The 19,800-nt window shown below is 74.3% G+C and carries 18 protein-coding genes and 1 pseudogene; 15 read left to right on the top strand and 4 right to left on the bottom strand.

What is annotated here, in order from left to right:
• The 12 genes from ACOJUF_RS25235 (at position 1) to ACOJUF_RS25180 (ending at position 13,992) form a co-directional block, all read left to right on the top strand.
• Entirely contained in the window at positions 1-483 is a 483-nt protein-coding gene (locus ACOJUF_RS25235; RefSeq protein ID WP_420124556.1) for a phage tail protein, read from the top strand.
• Positions 480-974, top strand: a complete 495-nt coding sequence (locus ACOJUF_RS25230; protein ID WP_420124555.1) for a hypothetical protein — start codon at positions 480-482, stop codon at positions 972-974. Before ACOJUF_RS25235 ends, ACOJUF_RS25230 begins: the two co-directional genes overlap by 4 nt.
• A 6-nt stretch (positions 975-980) precedes the next feature.
• The gene (locus ACOJUF_RS25225) at positions 981-1,154 is read left to right on the top strand and encodes a DUF6760 family protein (RefSeq protein WP_420124554.1); all 174 of its coding nucleotides are present in this window, start codon (positions 981-983) and stop codon (positions 1,152-1,154) included.
• On the top strand, positions 1,141-1,623 hold the full coding sequence (locus ACOJUF_RS25220) for a phage tail protein (protein ID WP_420124553.1): 483 nt from the start codon (positions 1,141-1,143) through the stop codon (positions 1,621-1,623). The genes ACOJUF_RS25225 and ACOJUF_RS25220 overlap by 14 nt, the downstream gene beginning before the upstream one ends.
• A gap of 4,031 nt (positions 1,624-5,654) precedes the next feature.
• Positions 5,655-6,485 carry a hypothetical protein gene (locus ACOJUF_RS25215; RefSeq protein WP_420124552.1) on the top strand — a complete coding sequence of 277 codons (831 nt, stop codon included), beginning with the start codon at positions 5,655-5,657 and terminating at the stop codon, positions 6,483-6,485.
• The gene (locus ACOJUF_RS25210; RefSeq protein WP_420124551.1) at positions 6,485-7,144 is read left to right on the top strand and encodes a LysM peptidoglycan-binding domain-containing protein; all 660 of its coding nucleotides are present in this window, start codon (positions 6,485-6,487) and stop codon (positions 7,142-7,144) included. Before ACOJUF_RS25215 ends, ACOJUF_RS25210 begins: the two co-directional genes overlap by 1 nt.
• Positions 7,141-8,919 (top strand): phage baseplate assembly protein V, encoded by a 1,779-nt coding sequence (locus tag ACOJUF_RS25205; RefSeq protein ID WP_420124550.1) that lies wholly within the window; start codon positions 7,141-7,143, stop codon positions 8,917-8,919. The genes ACOJUF_RS25210 and ACOJUF_RS25205 overlap by 4 nt, the downstream gene beginning before the upstream one ends.
• Positions 8,920-8,931: 12 nt before the next feature.
• Positions 8,932-9,381, top strand: coding sequence for a GPW/gp25 family protein (locus ACOJUF_RS25200; protein ID WP_420124549.1), 450 nt, complete (start codon positions 8,932-8,934; stop codon positions 9,379-9,381).
• A gap of 1 nt (position 9,382) precedes the next feature.
• Positions 9,383-11,356 carry a putative baseplate assembly protein gene (locus tag ACOJUF_RS25195; protein ID WP_420124548.1) on the top strand — a complete coding sequence of 658 codons (1,974 nt, stop codon included), beginning with the start codon at positions 9,383-9,385 and terminating at the stop codon, positions 11,354-11,356.
• Positions 11,353-12,054 (top strand): phage tail protein, encoded by a 702-nt coding sequence (locus ACOJUF_RS25190; protein WP_420124547.1) that lies wholly within the window; start codon positions 11,353-11,355, stop codon positions 12,052-12,054. Before ACOJUF_RS25195 ends, ACOJUF_RS25190 begins: the two co-directional genes overlap by 4 nt.
• Positions 12,055-12,446: 392 nt before the next feature.
• Positions 12,447-12,977: a hypothetical protein gene (locus ACOJUF_RS25185; protein WP_420124546.1), complete on the top strand. Its 531-nt coding sequence runs from the start codon at positions 12,447-12,449 to the stop codon at positions 12,975-12,977.
• Positions 12,978-13,167: 190 nt separating this feature from the next.
• Entirely contained in the window at positions 13,168-13,992 is an 825-nt protein-coding gene (locus ACOJUF_RS25180) for an alpha/beta fold hydrolase (protein WP_420124545.1), read from the top strand.
• A 22-nt stretch (positions 13,993-14,014) separates the two neighbouring features.
• Here the strand turns inward: ACOJUF_RS25180 and ACOJUF_RS25175 are convergent, their stop codons facing one another.
• Together ACOJUF_RS25175 and ACOJUF_RS25170 are read right to left on the bottom strand one after the other, a co-directional pair.
• Complete coding sequence (locus tag ACOJUF_RS25175; protein ID WP_420124544.1) at positions 14,015-14,926, bottom strand: LysR family transcriptional regulator; 912 nt, start codon at positions 14,924-14,926, stop codon at positions 14,015-14,017.
• A 57-nt stretch (positions 14,927-14,983) separates the two neighbouring features.
• A complete protein-coding gene (locus ACOJUF_RS25170; protein ID WP_420124543.1) occupies positions 14,984-15,952 on the bottom strand; it encodes a hypothetical protein in 969 nt (322 codons plus the stop codon).
• 271 nt (positions 15,953-16,223) lie between these two features.
• On the opposite strand from ACOJUF_RS25170, the gene ACOJUF_RS25165 reads away from it, so the two are divergent.
• Complete coding sequence (locus tag ACOJUF_RS25165) at positions 16,224-16,658, top strand: CBS domain-containing protein (protein ID WP_420124542.1); 435 nt, start codon at positions 16,224-16,226, stop codon at positions 16,656-16,658.
• Between the two features lie 10 nt (positions 16,659-16,668).
• On the opposite strand, the gene ACOJUF_RS25160 is transcribed toward ACOJUF_RS25165, so the two are convergent.
• Complete coding sequence (locus ACOJUF_RS25160) at positions 16,669-18,129, bottom strand: PLP-dependent aminotransferase family protein (RefSeq protein WP_420124541.1); 1,461 nt, start codon at positions 18,127-18,129, stop codon at positions 16,669-16,671.
• Between the two features lie 60 nt (positions 18,130-18,189).
• Here ACOJUF_RS25160 and ACOJUF_RS25155 point away from each other — a divergent pair, with 60 nt between their 5' ends.
• Positions 18,190-18,357: a hypothetical protein gene (locus tag ACOJUF_RS25155; RefSeq protein ID WP_420124540.1), complete on the top strand. Its 168-nt coding sequence runs from the start codon at positions 18,190-18,192 to the stop codon at positions 18,355-18,357.
• Between the two features lie 49 nt (positions 18,358-18,406).
• Here the strand turns inward: ACOJUF_RS25155 and ACOJUF_RS25150 are convergent, their stop codons facing one another.
• Positions 18,407-19,390 carry a Bug family tripartite tricarboxylate transporter substrate binding protein gene (locus ACOJUF_RS25150; protein ID WP_420124539.1) on the bottom strand — a complete coding sequence of 328 codons (984 nt, stop codon included), beginning with the start codon at positions 19,388-19,390 and terminating at the stop codon, positions 18,407-18,409.
• 222 nt (positions 19,391-19,612) lie between these two features.
• Between ACOJUF_RS25150 and ACOJUF_RS25145 the strand changes: the two are divergent.
• Positions 19,613-19,800 (top strand): annotated as a pseudogene (locus ACOJUF_RS25145) (hypothetical protein); the annotation flags it as partial.

Raw genomic sequence — 19,800 nt, 5'->3', positions numbered from 1 at the left:
ATGCCCAATGCGGAACTCATCAACACCGACCCGATCGTCAGCCAGAACTTCTTCCTGGAGATCGACGGTTCGGTCGTGAGCGTCCTGTCCAGCGTGTCCGGCCTGGACGTGGAGATGGAGGTGGTGACGATCGAGCAGGCCGGGGCGAACGGGAAGGCCCAGATCGTCAAGACTCTCGGGAAATCAACCAAGGCGCCCGACCTGTCGCTGACCCGGATGGCCCCGCCGGACTCCACCCAGGACAAGATGTGGGGCTGGTTCAACGACATCCGGGACAAGGGCATCCTGCTGTCCGACCGGACCAACAACCGCAAGAACGGCTCGATCGTGATGTACGACTCGACCAACGCCGAGATCGCCCGGTTCAACTTCACCAACGGGTGGCCGTCGAAGATCTCCACCGACCAGCTGTCGGTCGAGTCCAACGATCCGGTCAAGGAGACCATCACCCTGACGATCGAGAGCCTGCAGAGGGTCAAATGAGCCTGACCACCGCGTACGAGTTCACCCTCCCGCGCGGGTATGTCGACCGTCACGGGGAGCTCCACCGGACCGGCCGGATGCGCCTGGCCACCGCGCGGGACGAGCTGGAACCGCTGCGCGACCCGACGGTCCAGGGTCCGGACGATCCGCGCCTGACCGTGCTCATCCTGGCCCGGGTGGTGCAGTCGCTCGGCACGCTCGACATGGTCACGCCGCACGAGATCGAGGGGCTGTTCGCCGCGGACCTGGCGTTCCTGCAGGACTTCTACGGCGTCATCAACTTCGGCAGCCAGGAGGAGTACGAGGAACTGCTGGCCATGCAGGCACAGTCGCCGCCGTTGATCGGGGCGGTCGCCCCGGCTCCCCCGGCGGCCGCTGCCCCGGCGGCCGGCGCCCCGGCGGCCCCCGCGGCGCCGGCCGGGGTGGGTGCGTCCGCGCCTCCTCCGATGCCGCGGGCCCGCATCGAAGAAGTTCCCCGCGTCCCGGCCTGATCGACGATGCTGCGGTACCCGGTCGACGTGCTCTGGCAGGAGGTGGCCTACCTGGCCTACCACCTGCACTGGCCGCTGGACGAACTGCTCGACCTGGAGCACATGGACCGGGTCCGCCTGGTCCGGGCGGTCGCCGGGTTGAACGAACGAGCGTGGGAGGTGGTCCGTGAGTTCGCCTGACTCCACGAGGTATCTCGGCGGCGACCCGACTCTCGGCTCCCGGTTCCTGTTCGAGGTGGACGGCGTCGAGATCGGCCTGTTCGCCAGCGTCGACGGCCTGCAGGTCAGTTCGCGGATGGTCGAGGTGGTGGAGGGCGGGCAGAACGGTTTCGTGCACCGCCTGCCCGGCCGGTTGGAATGGCCGACCATCACCTTCACCCGCGGGCTGACCGACGCCGACGCGCTGTTCGACTGGATGAACAAGACCGCGGGCGAAGGTTTCGCCGCGGCCGGCAACAAACTCGTCCGGTCGACCGGGGCGATCACCGCGATCGCGGGCAGCGGCGCCCGGCTGCGGGCCTGGTCGCTGGAGGGGGTCTACCCGATCCGCTGGACCGGACCGCGGTTCAGCACCGCCAGCGATGATCCGCTGACCGAGGAGCTCGAGATCGCCCATCACGGCTTCCGCAGCTCGGCGCCGGGCCGATGAGCGGGGAACCCACCGCCGGGGATGTCGACATGTCGGCGTTCGGGGTGCCGGTCGCCGAAGCACCTCCGGCCTCGGCGTTCGTCCGGTCGCTGGCCGACCGCTGGGCGTTTCCCGGCCCGCGGGTTCGGCCCCGGCCGGCCGCATTGGGCAGCATCGGCGGGGCCGCGCTCCGGTTCACCGCCGGACTCGGACAGGCGCCGCGGATCCGCCGGAACCTGGCCGGACCGGTCCCGATCGCCCCGGCGCGCACCGAACGGCCCATCCGGCCGCCGTTGTGGTGGTATCCGTCCGACCGCGCCTCCGAGGCGGCCTGGGGGGCCGTCGGAACGGCTCGGTCCGCGATCCGCCGGTCGGCGGCCGTTCCCGGGCCTGCGGCCGTTCGCGGAGCGGCGGCCGTTCGCGGGGCGGCGGCCGTTCGCGGAGCGGCGGCGGGCGCGGCCCGGCCGATGCCCGGTTCGCTCTCAGCCGTTGGACCGGCGGGTGCGGCTCGCGGCGGCACCGGTGTCCCGGCCGCCGTGACCTGGCCCGTCACCGAGCTCCCGACCCGGACCCTGCGCCGGGCGGCCGGCACCGTGCCGTCGCTCGGCGGTCGCCAGCCGGGGGCGACGTCGTCGGCCATGGCCGGCAAGCCGGTGGCGGTCCGACGGATGCCGGAGGTCAGCTTCAGCGGTTCGATGGCCGGCGCGGCCCGCAAGCTCGTCCCGCCCCGGCCGACGCCGGCGGGCGGCGGCGCGGGCCGGCGTGGCGCATCGGCGGGGGGTGCCCCGCCGGGGACCCGCCCGGGGGATGGCACGGCCGCCACCGCCGTCCCCCGACCACGTTCCGCCTCGGCGGCTCTCCCACCCCGTGTCCCGTCACCGGCGCCGCGCGCCACCGCGCCGGCTCCCCGTGGCCCGTCACCGGCACCTCCGTCCCGGGCCGGGTCGACCCCCTCGCCGGTGCCCAGCTCGGCCGGCGCTGTCGGCGCTGTCGGCGCTGTCGGCGCTGTCGGCGCTGTCGGCTCCGTCGGCGCTGCTGGCGCTGTCGGCGCTGCGGGCTCCGTCGGCGCTGCTAGCGCGGTGGGCGCGGGTTCCGCCGCGACGCGACCGAAGACCGATGCCCGCTCAGCGAGCACGATCCTCCGTTCGGCCGACCCCACCCCCGCCGGCGCGGCTACCTCAGCCCCGGGCCCGACCCCGACCCCGACTCCGGCCCCGACCCCAGCGAAGACCGATGCCCGCTCAGCGAGCACGATCCTCCGCTCGGCCGACCCCACCCCGGCCGGCGAGACCACCCCCACCCCGACCCCGACCCCAACGAAGACCGATGCTCGCTCAGCGAGCACGAGCCTCCGCTCGGCCGACCCCACCCCGGCGTCTCCGGCCGCGCTTGCGGCCGTGGCCGCTCCGATAGGCTCTCCGGCCGACCCGATCGCTCGTTCCACCGTCGACGTCGGCTCGGCGTCCGACGGATCGGGTCCGCGGCCGCTGTCACCGGCCGGCGGGAGTGCGGCCGGGGCCGTGTCCGGGATCCGGCGCGGACCATCGGCGCCGATGCCATCCGGGTGGGCGCGGCGGGCCCTGGCCCTGCGGCGCCGGTGGGCGGGCGGGACGGTCCCGTCACCGAGCCCGGCCAGCGCGTCGAGCGGCCCGGCGACACCTGCCCGAGAGGCAGTCTCGACTCTCCGGCGACGGTGGTCCGGGGCGGCATCCACTCGGCCGGCCGCGGCGGTCACCGACCGGGGGCCCACGGCCGACGATCAGGGCGCCCGTCCGGCCCTCCTCGGTGTCCGGCCCCTGCTGCGCGGCATGGCGGAACGGCTTCGATCGGACCGACTCTCGACATCGACATCGACATCGACTCCCGATGCCGGGGCCGAGTCCGGCCGACGCGGACCGTGGGCCGGGAGTGCCCTGCGCCGGTCGGCGGCAATACGGGTCCGCTCGACCGCCGGCCTGTCGGTCGCTCCCCGGACGGCGCGAGTGGCCCGACCGGAAGCGGCGGGAGGCCATCGGGAGGCCTTGTCCGCCCGGACGGCCCCACCCGCGTCGACCCCGAACCACGCCGGAAACGACGGGTCCACCCCAGGCATCCGCCGGACCGTCGCGCCGGCATCGACCTTCCGGTCGGCAGCGACATCCGGATCGACATCACCCGGGACGGGCGCTGATCCGGGACGCCTTGATGCCGGCCGATCCGCTCCTGATCGGCCCGGCCCCGATACTTCGGGCCGACCCGTCCGTCGGGCGACCGGGTACGCCCGCCAGGGTGGTACCGGTTCCGCGGTGGCGGGCGGTCATCACCTGCGTCTCGCCCGATCGATCAGCCCACTCCCGACCATGACCGGTTCCGGCGGAGACGCTCCCAGCGACCCGGCGACCGGGTGGACCTTCAGCCGCATCCGTCCCGCCGCCGCGGGTCATCGGGTCGTCGCTGCACCGCCCCGCACCATCGCCCAGCGGCCGAGCACTCAGGTTGGGGCCGATACGCTGCTCAGCCATTCTGGAACCCCCGCCGGTCCCGGGTCCCCGCGAACCATCCGCCGGCATCTGCCCGGACGGGCGGCCGCCGAGACCGCCATCTCGGCCACGACGTTCGCCACCCCGCTCGCCCTGCGGAGCATCGGCCGGGCCGAGAGCGGCCCGCTCTCCGTGGATGCCTCCGGCACGCCCGCCACCCTCAGTGCGCCCGCCGCCCGCTGGTCCGCGACCACGATCCGCCCCACCACCACCCGCGGAGCGGCCGCTGCTCCCCCGCGCGGAATCCGCCGGACCCCGGGCGACCACGTTCCCGCGGAAACGTCGACCCACCGCTCCGGGTACACCCCGGTCGGGTCCCCGCGGACCATCCGCCGGACCCGCGGCGGCCTTGTGAGCGCGCAGACCGCTCTCTCGGCCGCGACCTGCGCACCGCCGCTCGCCCTCCGGGCAATCGGCCCGTCCGGGTCCGGCCCCGTCGCCGCCGGCCCCTCGCGCACTCTCGCCGCACCCGCCGCCCGCTGGTCTGCCACCACGATCCGCCCCGCCACCACCCGCGCAGCGGCGACCGCTCCCCCGCGCGGGATCCGCCGGACCCCGGGCAATCACGTTCCCGCGGAAACGCCGATCGAGTCCCCGCGGACCATCCGCCGGACCCGGGGCAATCACGTTTCCGCGGCAACGCCGACCCACCGCTCCGGGTACACCCCGGTCGGGTCTCCGCGGACCATCCGCCGGACCCAGGGCGGCCCTGTTTCCGCGGCGACCACCCTCGCCGCCGCCTCAGCGACGCCACTCGCCCTGCGGAACATCCGCCGGGCCGAACGCGGTCCGATCGCCACCGGCGGCTCCGGCACGCCCACGGATTCAGCCCCCGCACCGGCCGCCCGCTGGTCCGCGACCACGGTCCGCCCCGCCACCACCCGCGCAGCGGCCACCGCTCCCCCACGCGGAATCCGCCGGACCCCGGGCGACCACGTTCCCGCGGAAACGCCAACCCCCCGACCCGGAAACACCGCCGACGCCGGATCCCGGCAGACCATCCGCCGGGCCCAGGACGCTCGCGTCTCCGCGGAAACGCGGAGCCGCTGGAACGGGAACACCGCCGACGCCGGATCGCTGCGGAACATCCGCCGCTCTCGGACCGGCCTGGTTTCCGCGGCGACCGCCCTTGCCGCCGCCTCCGCGACGCCACTCGCGCTGCGGAACATCCGCCGGGCCGAAAGCGGTCCGGTCGCCACCGGCGGCTCCGGCACGCCTACGGATTCAGCCCCAGCACCCGCCGCCCGGTGGACCGCCACCACGATCCGCCCCGCCACCACCCGCGCAGCGGCCACCGCTCCCCCACGCGGAATCCGCCGAAGCCAGGACGACCACGTTCCCGCGGAAACGCCGATCCACCGCTCCGGGAACACCGCCGACTCCGGGTCCCCGCGGAGTATCCGCCGCTCTCGGACCGGCCTTGTCTCCGCCACGACCGCCACCCCCACCACCAGCGTCCCCATCACCAGCGCCCCCCGCGGATCGGTCGCCGACCCCGTCACCGCGCGATCGGCCCTCGCCACACCGCTGGCGGTGCGTTCGATCAGCCGGGCCCGGGACGGCCGGGGCCCGGCCACCCCCGCCGCCACCCCCGCCGCCGCCGCCACCCGCACCACCCGAACCACAACCGCAACCACAACCGGCACCGGCCGCACCGACCGCGCCTTTGCCGCGGACGTCGCCGGGCTGCTGCTCCGGCAGGTCATCCCGGCCGCGGCGGTGGTCCACGCCGCCACCGCGGGCGTCATCCGGCGGATGCCGCCCGCACCGCCGACGGGAACGCCGCGCCTGGGACCGGCCCGGATCGGTGGCCACCGCGGCGACGGGACGCCGGCCGGTCCGGACGTGCCCCGCAGCGCGGACCCCAACTGGTCCTTCACCGGCGCCCGGGGCCGCCGCGCCCTGTCCGGCGCCGCGATCGGCGACCGCGCCGCCCGGCCGATCACGCTGACCGGGACGAATCCCGGCGATCCGAACCGGGCCCCGATCCCGGGCGTGGATCAGCTGCCGGCCGTGGCCCCGGCGACGGCGATCCCGGGACCGGGCGAGGTCGCATCCCGCCGCGGCAGCCTGGTCGACCTGCTGCCGGCCTCGCTGTTCGAGCGGGCCCGGGCCGGCCTGGCCGACCCGACCGGCGGCGCGTCACCCGCCTTCGGACCGCTGCGCCCCACCGACGCCCGACCGAGGGAGGTTGCCGTGACTTCGCCGATCGACGACGGGACGCCGCGCCAGCAGCAGATCGCCGAGGCGCTGACCCCCCGCGAATGGGACGAGCTGGTGGACATCATCGTCGACCGGCTCGAGGACCGTGTTCTGGACGAACTGGCCCGCCGCGGGCGGCGTTTCACCCCGGGGGTGTTCTGATGGCCCTGACCGAGAAGGCGTTCCTGGAGATCGAGGGGCGGCCCGACACGATCCCCTGCATGTTCAACCCGGCCGAACTGACGGTGTCGCGGTCGAACTCGTGGCGGGCCGATTCGCTGGGCGGCCAGGGGGTCGGCCAGGTGCGCTACCTGGGCGCCCAGTCCGGCGAGATGCGGCTGACCCTGCACTTCGACACCACCGACACCGGGCAGAGCGTGGGGCAGCACACCGGCCAGGTGCTCAAGCTGATGGACGTCGACTCGTCCCTGCCGGGCACGGACGCGCAGAGCAACAACGCCCGCCCGCCGTACGTGGTGTTCCACTGGGGCAACCTGCACTCGTTCAAGGCGGTCGTCACCGACCTGACGCTGCGGTTCACGTACTTCTCCTCCACCGGGGTGCCGCTGCGCGCCGAGGTCGACCTGAGCCTGCGCCAGTTCGCCGAGTCCGACGCGTTCGGGCCGCAGAACCCGACGTCCGGCACACCGAACCCGCACCGGGTGCACCGGGTGCAGCCCGGCGAGACCCTGGACCGCATCTCCGCCAAGTACTACGGCGACTCGACCCGGTGGCGCAGCATCGCGCAGGCCAACGCGGTCGCCGATCCGCTCGCGCTGCGGCCCGGGCAGCTGCTCTCCATCCCGGGCGGCCCGGCATGACGGTCGCCCTGCGGATCAACCGGATCGCGCCGGTCATCGAGGTCAACGGATCGCCGCTGGCCGCCAACCGGCTGCAGTCGCTGATCGACCTGCGGGTCAGCCGGGCCCTGCGGCTGCCCGGGCGGGCGGTGCTCCGCTTCGACGACGCCGGCCACACCCTTGCCGCCGGAGGAGTTTTCGGCATCGGGGCGCAGGTGACCATCAAGGCCGGGACGGGAACGGTCCTGCTCGCCGGCGAGGTGACCGGCGTCGAGTTCACCATGGACCGCGGCCAGCCCGAGTTCACCGTCGTGGTCGACGACCTGGCCTACAAGTTGACCCTGGGCGCCAAGATCCGGACGTTCGCCGCGATCACCTACGGCGAGGTGATCGCCCAGGTCTGCCGGGAGCAGGGCCTGAGCTACGAGAACCGGGGCGGCACCGACGCGCTGGCCGTCCAGCAGGACTACCTCATGCAGTCCGACACGGACTTCGGTTTCCTCACCGAGATCGCCGACCGGACCGGCAACGACTGGTGGGTCAGCGAGTCCACACTGGTCGTGGCCGCGCCCGCCGACGGCCAACCGGTGGCCTCGCTCGGCTTCGGCGACGATCCCACGCTGGTGGGCTTCTCGGTCAAGGCCAGCGCGCTGCACCCGGCGGAGCCGGTCGTGCACGGGTGGTGGCCGCAGACCAAGCAGGCCGTCACGGCGAACGGCCGCAGCACCCGGTCCGGCGACGTCGCGTCCCTGGTGCAGCCGTTCGTCGCGGCCAGCGATCTGGCCGACCGGGCCCGGACGGTCACCGCCACCGAGGTGCCGCTGGACCAGTCCGACGCCGAGGTGCTGGCGAACCGGCTGGCCGGACGGTGGACGGCCGGGGCGGTCACCGCCAAGGCGACCAGCCGGGAGGTGGAGCCGGCGATCGTCCCGGGATCGACCGTGGCGATCACCGGCGCGGGCCCGGCGTCGGGCACGTACCACGTGACCGAGGTCGAACACGTCTACAACCGGCGAGGTTTCGCCACCCGCTTCACCGCCGGCGACCGCCGCCCGTCGTCCCTGGTGGACGCCCTGGCGGCGGAGGCACCGTCCAGCTTCCGGCGGCAGGGCATCGTCATCGGCGTCGTCACCAAGGTCGGCAATCCGAACGGGTCGCCGGGCGAGGTCACCGTGGCCTACAAGGCGGCCGGCGACCAGCTGGAGTCGAACTGGGCGCGGGTCGTCACCTTCGGCGCGGGCAGCGGCCGCGGTGCCACGTTCATCCCCGAGATCAACGACGAGGTCATCGTCGGCTTCGAGGGCGGCGACGTCCGGCGGCCGGTCGTGCTCGGCGGGGTCTACAACGGGCAGGACGTCCCGGCCGAGTTCGGCGTCACCAACAGCAAGGTCGACAAGCGCCGGATCACCTCCCGGGCCGGGCACTTCCTGGAGTTCGGGGACGGCGACGCGGCCCCCGACCAGCACATCAGCTTCACCCTGGCCGGCGCCGAGCACCAGCTGGTGCTGGGCAAGGAGAAGTTCGAGGCGACCGTCCCGGCCGGCAAGCCGATGACGATCAAGTCGGGCAATTCCTCGATCGCCATCGGCAGCGACGGCTCGATCACCATCCAGGGCAAGAAGATCACGCTCAAGGCGGACACCGACGTCGAGGTGTCGGGCGTGAACATCACCCAGAAGGCGAGCGTGAAGGCCGAGACGTCCGGCACCCAGGTCGCGATCAAGGCATCGGCGACGAACGAGGTCTCGGCCGGCGGCGCGATGACCATCAAGGGCGCCATGGTGGCGGTGAACTGATGAGGCGGACCGATGTCTGAGATCGTCCCGGCGGGCGCCATGTCCCGCGACCCCGCCCGCCCGGAGGCCTCGTTCGTCGGGCGCGGCTTCTACTGGCCGCTGCAGGTCGACCACACCGGCTCCATCCGGCTCACCGAGGGCGCCGACGACCTCGAGGCGGCCATGCGGGTGGTGCTGACGACCGCGCCCGGCGAGCGGGTGATGCGTGCCCAGTTCGGCTGCCGTATCTGGGATCTGCTGTTCGAGCCGGTGACCGCGAACGTGCTCGGGCTGATGGCGCAGGCCGTGCGGGACGCGCTCGTCCAGTGGGAGCCGCGGGTCGAGATCGAACGGGTCGACCCCGTCCCCGACCCGCGGGACGCCGCACTGGTCACCATCACCATCGGGTACCGCGTGCGGGCCACCAACGACCGCCGCAACCTGGTCTTCCCGTTCTACGTGATCCCGCACGAGGAGAACTGAGATGGCCCTGCCCGCACCCAATCTGGACGACCGCACGTTCCAGGACATCGTGGACGAGGCCAAGCGGCTGATCCCCCGCTACACCCCGGAGTGGACCAACCACAACCTGTCCGACCCGGGCGTGGCGCTGATCGAGCTGTTCGCCTGGATGAGCGAGATGGTCCTCTACCGGGTCAACCAGGTGCCCGACCGGCTGTACGTGCACTTCCTCAACCTGGTCGGGATCGATCCCTTCCCGCCGTCGGTGGCCCGGGCCGACGTGACGTTCTGGCTCTCCGCCGCCCAGGACGCCGTGATCACCGTGCCCGAGGGCACGCAGGTGACGACCGCGCGCGAGACCGTCACCGACCGCGCGATCGTCTTCACCACCGTCGACCGCCTGGACATCCGGCCGCCCGAACTGACCGCCGCCATGACGACGGACGCGCGGGGCGAGCGACTGACGGCGGTGCTCGACGACCTGCGGTTCGAGGGCTCGTCGGTCACCTGCTTCAGCAGCGTCGACGCGACCGGCGCCCTGCTGCCCGGCGATGCGCTGCTGCTGGGCTTCGCCCGCTCGCTGGCCGGCGTGACACTGCGGCTGTCGGTCTCGGCGGTGGCGCAGGGCATCGGAGTCGACCCGCAGCGGCCGCCACTGGCGTGGGAGGTGTGGAACGGCGAGGCGTGGATCGGCACCGACGTCTTCACCGACACCACCGGCGGGCTCAACCGGTCCGGCGAGATCGTGCTGATGGTGCCCAACGAGCACCAGTCGCTGACCCTGGGCGAGACCAGCGCCTTCTGGCTGCGGGTCCGGCTGACCGCGCCGCGCGCGGGGCAGCCGATGTACCAGGCGGCGCCGCGGATCGACGACCTGCGCGCGGCGACGATCGGCGCGACGGTCGCCGCCGAGCACGCCTCGCCGTCGCCGGCCGAGGTCCTGGGCCGGTCCGACGGCAGCCCGGCGCAGGCGTTCCGCGTCAGCTTTCCGCCGATCCTGCCCCGGCGCGGCGGTGAGACCGTCCGCGTCTCCGGGCCGGACGGTGGTTCCCCGGCGACCACGGAGTGGACCGAGGTGGAGGACTTCTCCCGCTCCGGACCCGGCGACCGGCACTTCGTCTGGGACTCGGCGTCCGGCGAGGTCCGCTTCGGGCCGCGCATCCGGTACGCCGACGGCTCCATCCGCCAGCACGGCATGATCCCGCGCGACGGGTCCGAGATCGCCGTCACCGGCTACCGGTTCGGCGGCGGGGCGGCCGGCAACGTCGGTGCCCACACGCTCACCGCGATGCGCACGTCGGTGCCGTTCGTCTCGGGCTGCGTCAACCTGCGGCCGGCCGGCGGCGGCGTCGACGCGGAGACCGTCGCCGAGGCCAAGCAGCGCGGCCCGCTGACCCTGCGCACCGGCCAGCGGGCCGTCACCGCCGGCGATTTCGAGCGGCTGACCCTGGAGTCGTCGGTCGAGGTCGCCCGGGCCCGCTGCCTGCCGTCGGCGACCGGGCGCGGCCCGGTCCGGTTGCTGGTGGTGCCCGCCGTCCGGACCGATCCCAAGGCCCAGCAGCTGGACGACTACGCCCTGGCCGCCCCGCTGATGCGCCGGATCACCGAGCACCTGGACCGGCACCGCATCGTCGGCACCGCGGTCGAGGTCGGGACGCCCTACTACCAAGGTGTTTCGGTCGCGGCTCTGGTCCACGCGCCGCCCGGACGCCCGCTGGCGCTGGTCCGGCAGCGGGCGATCGACGAGCTCACGCGCTACATCAACCCGCTGACCGGCGGTGCGGACGGGGCCGGCTGGCTCTTCGACGTCGACCTGAACGCGGCGGCGATCGCCCAGCTGCTGGAGACGGTGGAGGGCGTGGACCGCGTGGACGAGGTCCAGCTCTACGAGTTCGATCTGCGCACCCGGCAACGGATCGGCGCCGGGCGGGACGTCATCCGGCTGGACCGGCACTCGCTGTTCCTGTCCGGCAACCACCGGGTGGTGGTGCGATGACGCAGGCGCCCGGCCCGGACGCGGGCCCCGGCGAACGCGCCTCCCCGCTGCCCGGGGCGCCGCCGGCCGACTCCCCGAGCACCGCCGTCGCGGTGTCCGCGCACCCGCCCGTGGGGGCGGCCGGCGTCGGCGTGCCGGTCCGCCGCGGCATGCGGGTCAGCCGCCCGGCCCGGCACCCGCGCTGGCTGGTCGACCAGCTGCCGGTCGGCATGGCCCAGCACGACTTCTTCGTCCGGTTCGTCGGCATCTTCCAGGAACTCGCGTCGACCCTGCTCGACGACGCGGACATGGTCGAGCACGTCGCCGACGTCACCGTGACGCCGGTGCCGATGCTGGAGGCGCTGGCCGCCTGGATCGGCGTGGACTCGGTGGACGCCTCGCTGCCCGAGGACCTGCAGCGGCTCCTGGTGCGGTCGTCGGCGCGCTCGTTGGCCCGGCGCGGCACGGCCGACGGACTGCGGGACTTCGTGCAGATGCTCTCCGGCGGACCGGCGACGATCGACGACGGCGGCGGGATCTGGCGGGAGGGCGAGGCCCCGAACGACGTCGCCTGGGTGCGGATCGAGGTCGAGAACACCGGACACCTGACCGATTCCGAATTCGTCGCGCTGCTGCGCGACGAGGTGCCCGCCCACGTGCGGGTGGAACTCTGGGTGGCCGGCCGGCGTGCCCTGTCGACCGTGGAGGACGACCGATGACCAGCAAACCGGTCTCCGGGATCAGTTCCGACGACCCGGATGTGGCCCGCATCCTCGCGGAGATGGCGGCTCCGCCCGCCGACGAACCGGCCCCGCCGGCCCCGGACCCGGCATCCCCCGGTCCCGCCCGGTCGACCGCCGCGCCGGAGCCGCCCACGCCGGCGCCGGCGCCGGCGCCGGCGCCGGGATCGTGGCCCGAGTGCCCGTCGCCGGCCGGGACCGAGACCGACACCCGGGCCTGGCCCCGGCCCGCTCCGCCGGACCGGCCTCCGGCCGAAGGTCCGGCCCCCGCCTGGCCCCCGGCCGGCGGTCCGGGACCGGCCTGGCCCCCGCCGCAGCCCCAGGCGGTGGACGCCGGCGCGGCGCTCCCGGTCGTGGGGTACCGGCTCCCGATGGCCGGCTATCCCATGTCCGGCCCGGCGGCCGGGGCTGACCGGCCGGCCGCGGCGACCGACCAGCGCACCGCGGCGGCCACCGACGTGGTCACCTGCCCGGAGTGCGGTCAGCTGGCCACGGTGAACATGGCCCGACGTTCGGCCGACGGCTTCTGCCGCATCTGCGATTTCCCGCTGTTCTGGGCCAAGGGCACGGTCATCATGCCGGAGGGGCAGGAGACCGGGGCGTCGTTGCGCCGCCTGCCCGGCACCGTCGGCCGGGCCACGACCGCCGCCCTGATCTGCCCGCACTGCTCCGAGCCGAACGCCCCCACGGCGCAGATCTGCGTGCGGTGCACGCTGTCGCTGCACCCGATCGACATCCCGGAGCCGGCCCCGCCACCCGAGCCGCTCGTCGTCTTCGATCCCGTGCCCGCGGTGGAACCGGAGCCGGAACCGGCGCCCGGATTCGACTGGTGGTGGGTGGTGGCCGTGATCATGGGCGTCATCGCCGTGGCCCTGATCGTCACCCTGATCATGCTCCAGTAGCGGCGGGCCGGGCCCCACCCCCGGGGGACCGGGCGGCACCCACCGGCACCGATAGGCCCGGTCGATGCCGATATCGGGCAGACCGATTGCCCGGGGTAGGAATCCGACGCGCACCGCGTCTACGCTCCCGGTGACCACATCGCCCCCGGCGGTCGGAACCCCGCCCGCCGGGACTGCTCAAGGAGCGAACATGCCAACGATCGTGACCGGCGACGGCGTCGAGATCTTCTACAAGGATTGGGGATCGGGTCAGCCGATCGTCTTCAGCCACGGCTGGCCACTGTCCTCGGACGACTGGGACGCCCAGCTGATGTTCTTCCTGGGTCAGGGTTTCCGGGTCGTCGCCCACGACCGGCGCGGCCACGGCCGCTCCGAGCAGGTCGCCGACGGGCACGACATGGACCACTACGCCGACGATCTCGCCGCGGTGGTGAATCATCTGGACCTGCACGACGCCGTCCACGTCGGCCACTCGACCGGCGGCGGCGAGGTGATCCACTACCTGGCCCGGCACGGGGTCGCGCGCGCGGCCAAGGCGGTGCTGATCTCGGCGGTGCCGCCCATCATGGTGCAGACCGAGGCCAACCCGGGCGGGCTGCCCAAGTCGTTCTTCGACGGGCTCCAGGAGCAGGTCGCCACCAACCGGGCGTCGCTGTTCTGGTCGTTCCCGTCCGGCCCGTTCTACGGCTACAACCGCGACGGCGTCGACCCGGATCCGGGCATCATCGCCAACTGGTGGCGGCAGGGCATGTCGGGCGGGGCCAAGGCGCACTACGACGGGGTCGTCGCGTTCTCCCAGACCGATTTCACCGAGGACCTGCGCGCCGTGCAGATCCCCGTCCTGGTGATGCACGGGGAGGACGACCAGGTGGTGCCGTACGCCGATTCCGGCCCGCTGTCGGCCGAGCTGCTGCCCAACGGAACGCTCAAGTCCTACCCGGGCTTCCCGCACGGCATGCCGACCACGCACGCCGACGTGATCAACGCCGATCTGCTGGAATTCATCCGCGCCTGACGCCCGCGGGACCGGGCCCGCGTCAGGCGGTCTGCGCGTCCGCCTCGTCGCGGGTCCGGTGCTCGAACCACAATTGCAGGAAGGCGCGCAGCGGCGCGCACGGCGGGCCGTCGCCGCGCCAGATCAGCACCTTCTCGAACTCGACCGCGGGCGCGAGCGGCCGCGCGACCAGGCCCGCGAGGTCGGCCAGGGCCGGGTCGCTGCCGGCGCTCACGGCCACGCCGATCCCCTCCCGGGCGAACGCCAGCTGGAGGCGGGCGTCGTTGGCGACGACGTTGACCGCGAGGTCGGTGCCCGTCCGGGCCGCCACCTCCTCCAGCCGCGCACGCAGGGCGCTCGTGCGCGGATAGGTGATCAGCGGCCGACCGGCCAGCGCGCCGACCGGGACCGGGTCGCCGGCGAGCGGGAAGGCGGCGGGGTCGAACACCGCCACCAGGCGATCGGCGAACATCGTCGACGAGCTCACCGCGGCGGGCAGCGGATCCGCCGGCCGGGCGATCACCGCCGCGTTCAGCCGGCCCTGCAGCACCATCTCCAGCAGCGGCCCGCTGGTCGCCTCGGTGACGTGCACCTCGATGCCGGGAAAGCGCTGCCGCAGCCGGCCCAGCAGCGTCGGCACGGTCGTGTGTTCGATCCCACCACCGGTCCCCAGGTGCAGCGCGCCCCGCAGCAGGCCGGCCCGGGCCGAGAATTCCGCCCGGGCATCCTCGACGGCCCGCAGGGCGCGCCGGGCGTAGGGCAGCAGCGTCCGGCCGCCCTCGGTGGGCACGATCCCTCGAGGCGTCCGGTCGAACAAGGCCTCGCCGACCTCCCGCTCCAACGCCTGCACCTGGCCGCTGATGGTCGGCTGGCTGACCTGGCATCGCTGCGCGGCCCGGGTGAACGAGAGCTCTTCGGCCACCGCGACGAAATACTCCAGGCTGCGCAGATCCATCCGACCAGCATGACGGACCGGCACCGGCACCGGCACCGGCACCGGACGGGCGGCGGCTCAGCGCGACCGGAAACGCCGGCGCCGCGGCGACGGGGCCGGCGCCGCGGCGGGCGGCGACAGCAGCTCCCCGCGCTCGATCCAGCAGGTGGCGCCGGCCAGCTCCGGGACCTGCAACGGCACCGGGCAACGGGCCGGGTCCTGGTGCAGCCCGAACCAGCGGGTGACGCCGTCCCCGGCTTGTCGCCACACCGGCGGCCCCGGCCGGCCGTCCCGGGTCCACCCGCTCCGGTCCAGCGCGTCGACGACCTGGTCGGCCGTCCGGTCCGTGCCGTCGGGGCCCAGGCTGCTCTCGACCGCGAACAACTCGGCGATCAACCGGCCCGACGGGCCGATGACCTCGGTGGCGCCGGCCCACCGGGTCCGCATCGCCGGCAGCAGATCGACCAGCGGGGGGACGGGCCCGAGGTCGGACGCCGCCGCGGTGCCCGCCGGGGTGAGCTCGATGCGGTGCGGGGTCCGTCGCAACCGGGTCAGCTGAAGCCGGCCGCTCGGGTCGAGCCCGCCGAGCCACACCAGCTGCTCGGGCCGGGGGTCCAGGCGGCACCGTCGCGGCAGCCGGAGCAGCCGGTCGATCCACGTCGACACCTCCCGAGGCGGGATGCGCAGCACGAACTCCGGTCCGCCCAACACCCGCGCGCCCGGTGCGGTGCCCCACGGATCCGGTTCCTCCGGCGCCAGCTGCAGGACGCCGCCACCGCCCGTCCAGGCGACCAGGAGGGGGCTGATCCCGGACGCCGGCGGCCCGGGCAGCCGCGTCCAGTCGAGCGTGAGATCGACCGTCGTGGCCGGCGCGGACGGATCCTCGTCCCGGTCGAAGGACACGAACAGGGCCGGCCCTCCCCGCAGCGCGACCACGATCTGACCGTCCGCCTCGGCCCCGACATCGACCGTGGTCCCCCAGCGGCCGGACCGGTCGACACCGGCGGCCGGCAGGAGGGCGTCCCAGGTCGTCGGGTCGTGGGGCACCGCCCGATCCAATCACGCCGGCCGCGGTCGGGCCCGTGGTCATCGGCCAGCACATTCCGGCGGGGCGGCACCGATTCCTCATTGATCGGAGCGACCGCTGTCGCCATCTGTTGATTTCTGCCGGACGGTGTGCGCCATTGATCGGTGAAGGCCCCGGACATATCGAATGTCCGGTGATGCGCCGATTTCCCTGTTCGACGGGTTAGGCTCGGCGGTCTCATCGGAATTTCTCGATCGCCGCCGTCGACGCGGAGAAATGGGAGGAGCGAAGATGCGGGTCCAGGACATCTTGAATCGCAAGGGCACCGCCGTCGCCACCGTCCATCCCGAGACGAGCGTGGCCGATGCGGTCGCGATCCTGCACGGCCGCCGGATCGGCGCGGTGGTGGTCAGCGCGGACGGCGAGTCGATCGGCGGCATCCTGAGCGAACGCGACGTCGTGGCCGGGCTGGCCGGCCTGGGGCCGGACGTGCTGGCCGCCCCGGTCCGGCAGCTGATGACCGCCGACGTGCTGACCTGCGGGCCGGACGACGAGCTGCGCGGACTGGCGATCACCATGACCGAGCGCCGCTTCCGGCACCTGCCGGTGACCGTGGACGGGCGGCTCTCCGGCATCGTCTCGATCGGCGACGTGGTCAAGCTGCGGGTCGACGAGCTGCAGGCCGAACACGACCAGCTGGTCGACTACATCTCCTCGTCGGGCTGACCGGCCGCGCTCAGACCATGACCGACGGCTCCCGCAGGCCGGTCGCCGCGCCGGCGGTGACGGTCGCGTAGGCGTCGGCCAGTCCGGACACCGCCTGCCGCAACCGCTCCGGCTCGTGCACGTAGGGCAGCCGGAGCCAGTGCTCGAAGGCACCGTTGATGCCGAACCGGGGACCGGCGGTCACCGCCACCCCGGAGCCACCGGCGACGGCGGCCAGCCGGGACGAGACGGGCAGCGGCATCTGCGTCCACAGGGACAGCCCGCCCGACCCGGTCACCCACCGCCACTCCGGCAGCCGCTCGGCCAGCGCCTCGACCAGCGCGGCCCGCCGGACGCGCAACTGCGCCCGCCGCTGCTCGGCCAGGTCGTCGATCTCGGCCAGCAGCAGGGCGGTCACCAGCTGCTCCAGCGGGGGCGCCCCCAGATCGCGCGGCGCGCGGACGGTGGCCAGCCGCACGATGGTCGCCTCGTCGGCGCGGATCCACCCGATCCGCAGCCCACCCCAGAGCGGCTTGGACGCGCTGCCGATGCTGATCACCGGGCCGAACGCGGCCATCGGCGGCGCCAGCGGGGCGTCCAGCGCCAGTTCGGTCAGCGACTCGTCGACCACCACCGTCATCCGGGCGGACCGGCCCAGCGCCATGATCGCCCGGCGGCCGGCCTCGTCCAGGGCCAGCCCGGTCGGGTTGTGGTGGTCGACCAGCAGGTAGGCCAGGCTCGGCGAGAGCTGCCGCACGGCCGCCCGTATCCCGTCCAGATCCCAGCCCGCCGAGCCGTCCTCGGTGGTCAACGCGACCGGCGCCACCCGGCCGCCGGCCGCGGTGATCGCCTCGATCGTGTGCGGGTAGGTCGGGTGCTCCACCAGCACCCGGTCGCCCGGGGCCGTGAGCAGGCCGATCACCAGCGTCATCGCCTGCTGCGCGCCGTGCGTCACCAGGATCTGCTCGGGCCGGGTCGGCACGCCGCGCGCGGTGTACCGGGCGGCGACCGCCTGCCGCAGCCGGGGCAGCCCGACGACGCCCAGGCCGTGCCCGGCCAGGTGCTCGGGCAGCAGGGCCACGGCCTCGCGGTAGGCCTCGCCGACGGCCGGCAGCGCCGCCGGCGCGGCGTAGGACAGGTCGACGACACCGCTCTGCGCCTCACCCATCGGCCCGAAGCGGGACCCGACGGCCGTGCCCAGCGCCGTCCCGGGCAGGGCCACCGTGCTGCGCGCGCCCTGCCGGGAATCGAGGTACCCGCGCTCCCGGAGCAGCGCGTAGGCCGCGGCGACGGTCGTCCGGCTGACCTGCAGCGCGGCGGCCAGGTCGCGCTCCCCCGGCAGCGCGACGCCGACCGGCAGCCGCCCATCCTGGGCGAGCACGCTGATCCGCTCGGCCAGGGCCCGGAAGGCCGGGCGCGGCCGGTGACCGGGATCGCGCCACTGCGCCAGGTCACGGGTGAGCCGGGGGGCCGAGACGATCGGAGCGCTCATCGGTCCAGTATGCGGGAGCTGGCCCTGGATTGAATGGCCAGTCCTGAGAACAGTGGTGGCATGACGAAGAACTCGCTCCTGCGCCGCCTCGCCCGTCACCACTCCGCCCGCCGCCGCTCCTCCGAAAGCTTCTGGACGCCGCGCGATCTCTACGGTCTCGAGGATCGCGACGCGACCCGGGCCGGGTCCGACCTGCTTGCCGCGCGGGATAGGTCCAGTTGGACCTGACTGGCCTCCTCCGGGCGCGCGGGGCCGAGCGGCCCGGCACCGGCCGGGATCAGCCCAGGCCGAGCTCGGCCAGCGCGTGGCGGACCCGCTCGTCCTGCGCCTGCAGGAACGCGGCGAACGCGTCGCCGTCGAGATAGGCCGCCGTCCAGCTGTTCTCGGCCAGCGCGGCGCGCCACTGCGGCGTCTGCTCGAGGTCGCGGAACAGGCCCGTCAGCCGCTCCCGGTCGGCCTCGGAGATGCCCGGCGGCGCGATCACGCCCCGCCAGTTGGTGAAGACCAGATCGATGCCCGAGGCGGTGAGCGTCGGCGCATCGAGCCAGGGCACCCGCTCGGGCCCGGAGACCGCGAGCACCCGCAGCTGGCCCGACCGGATCTGCTCGGTGTACTCGACCACGCTGGACACGGCGACGTCGATGCGGCCGTCCAGCAGGGCCGGCAGCAGCGCGCCCCCACCGTCGAACGTGCCGTACCGCACCGCGCCGGGGTCGATGCCGACCGCCTGGGCCAGCTGCATCGCCATCAGGTGGTCGGGGCCGCCGACCGCCGATCCGCCCCCGACGTCCAGCGACCCCGGGTCGGCCGTCCACGTGCGCACCAGGTCGTCGACGTCACGCAGCGGGGAATCGGCGGGCACCAGCACGGCCTCCGGCTCCTCCAGCAGCCGTGCGATCGGCGTGCCGTCGGTGACGCGGTGCTCGCTGCCGGTGGCGATCGTCGCCCCGACCACCCCGAGCCCCATCATCATGGCCAGCCGGCCGTTGCCGGACTCGTCCAGCAGCCGGGCCAGGGCGATCATGCCCTGGTCGCCGGCCAGGTTGAACACGGCGACCCGGTCGTCGAGCAACCCGGCCCGCTCCGCGATGGACACCGCGGTCCGGGCGGTGACGTCGTACCCGCCGCCGGGCACGTTGGGCACCATCAGCCGGAACCGGTCCACCCCGCCGGCGCCGCCACCGACCCCGCCCACCCCGCCGCCGGCCGAGCATCCGGTGACGAGCAGCAGGCACCCCAGCAGCCACGCGACGACGCCCATCGCCCTGCCCACCGTCTGCCTCCCGGCCGTCGAGCACCGCCGAACCCCGTCGGGCCCACCCGCCAGCCTGGCACGTTCCGCCCCGCCCACCGGTCCATTGCGGTCGCAACGGAGCTATTGGTCGTTGTGGTCACCGCCGCGGGGTCGATCCGACGCCCTAGGGTTTGAGCTACCCGGGGACGTCCGCGCCCCGGGAGACGTTCGAGCAGGGAGGCTCGCCCGATGCGACGCTGGCTGCCACGGACGCTGGCCGGCAAGTTCCTGGTGCTGCAGCTCGCGGTGGTCGCCCTGGTTCTGGTCGTCGCCGCGGTCGTGTCGGCCCGCCAGTCGCAGGCCCAGTTCCGATCGAGTGCCGCCGACCGCCGATCCGCCCCCGACGTCCAGCGACCCCGGGTCGGCCGTCCACGTGC

The organism is Nakamurella sp., assembly GCF_048594475.1.
Taxonomy (GTDB): Bacteria; Actinomycetota; Actinomycetes; order Mycobacteriales; family Nakamurellaceae; genus Nakamurella.
Note: the sequence above shows the minus strand (reverse complement) of the source record. Positions and strands in the feature narration are given on the sequence as shown.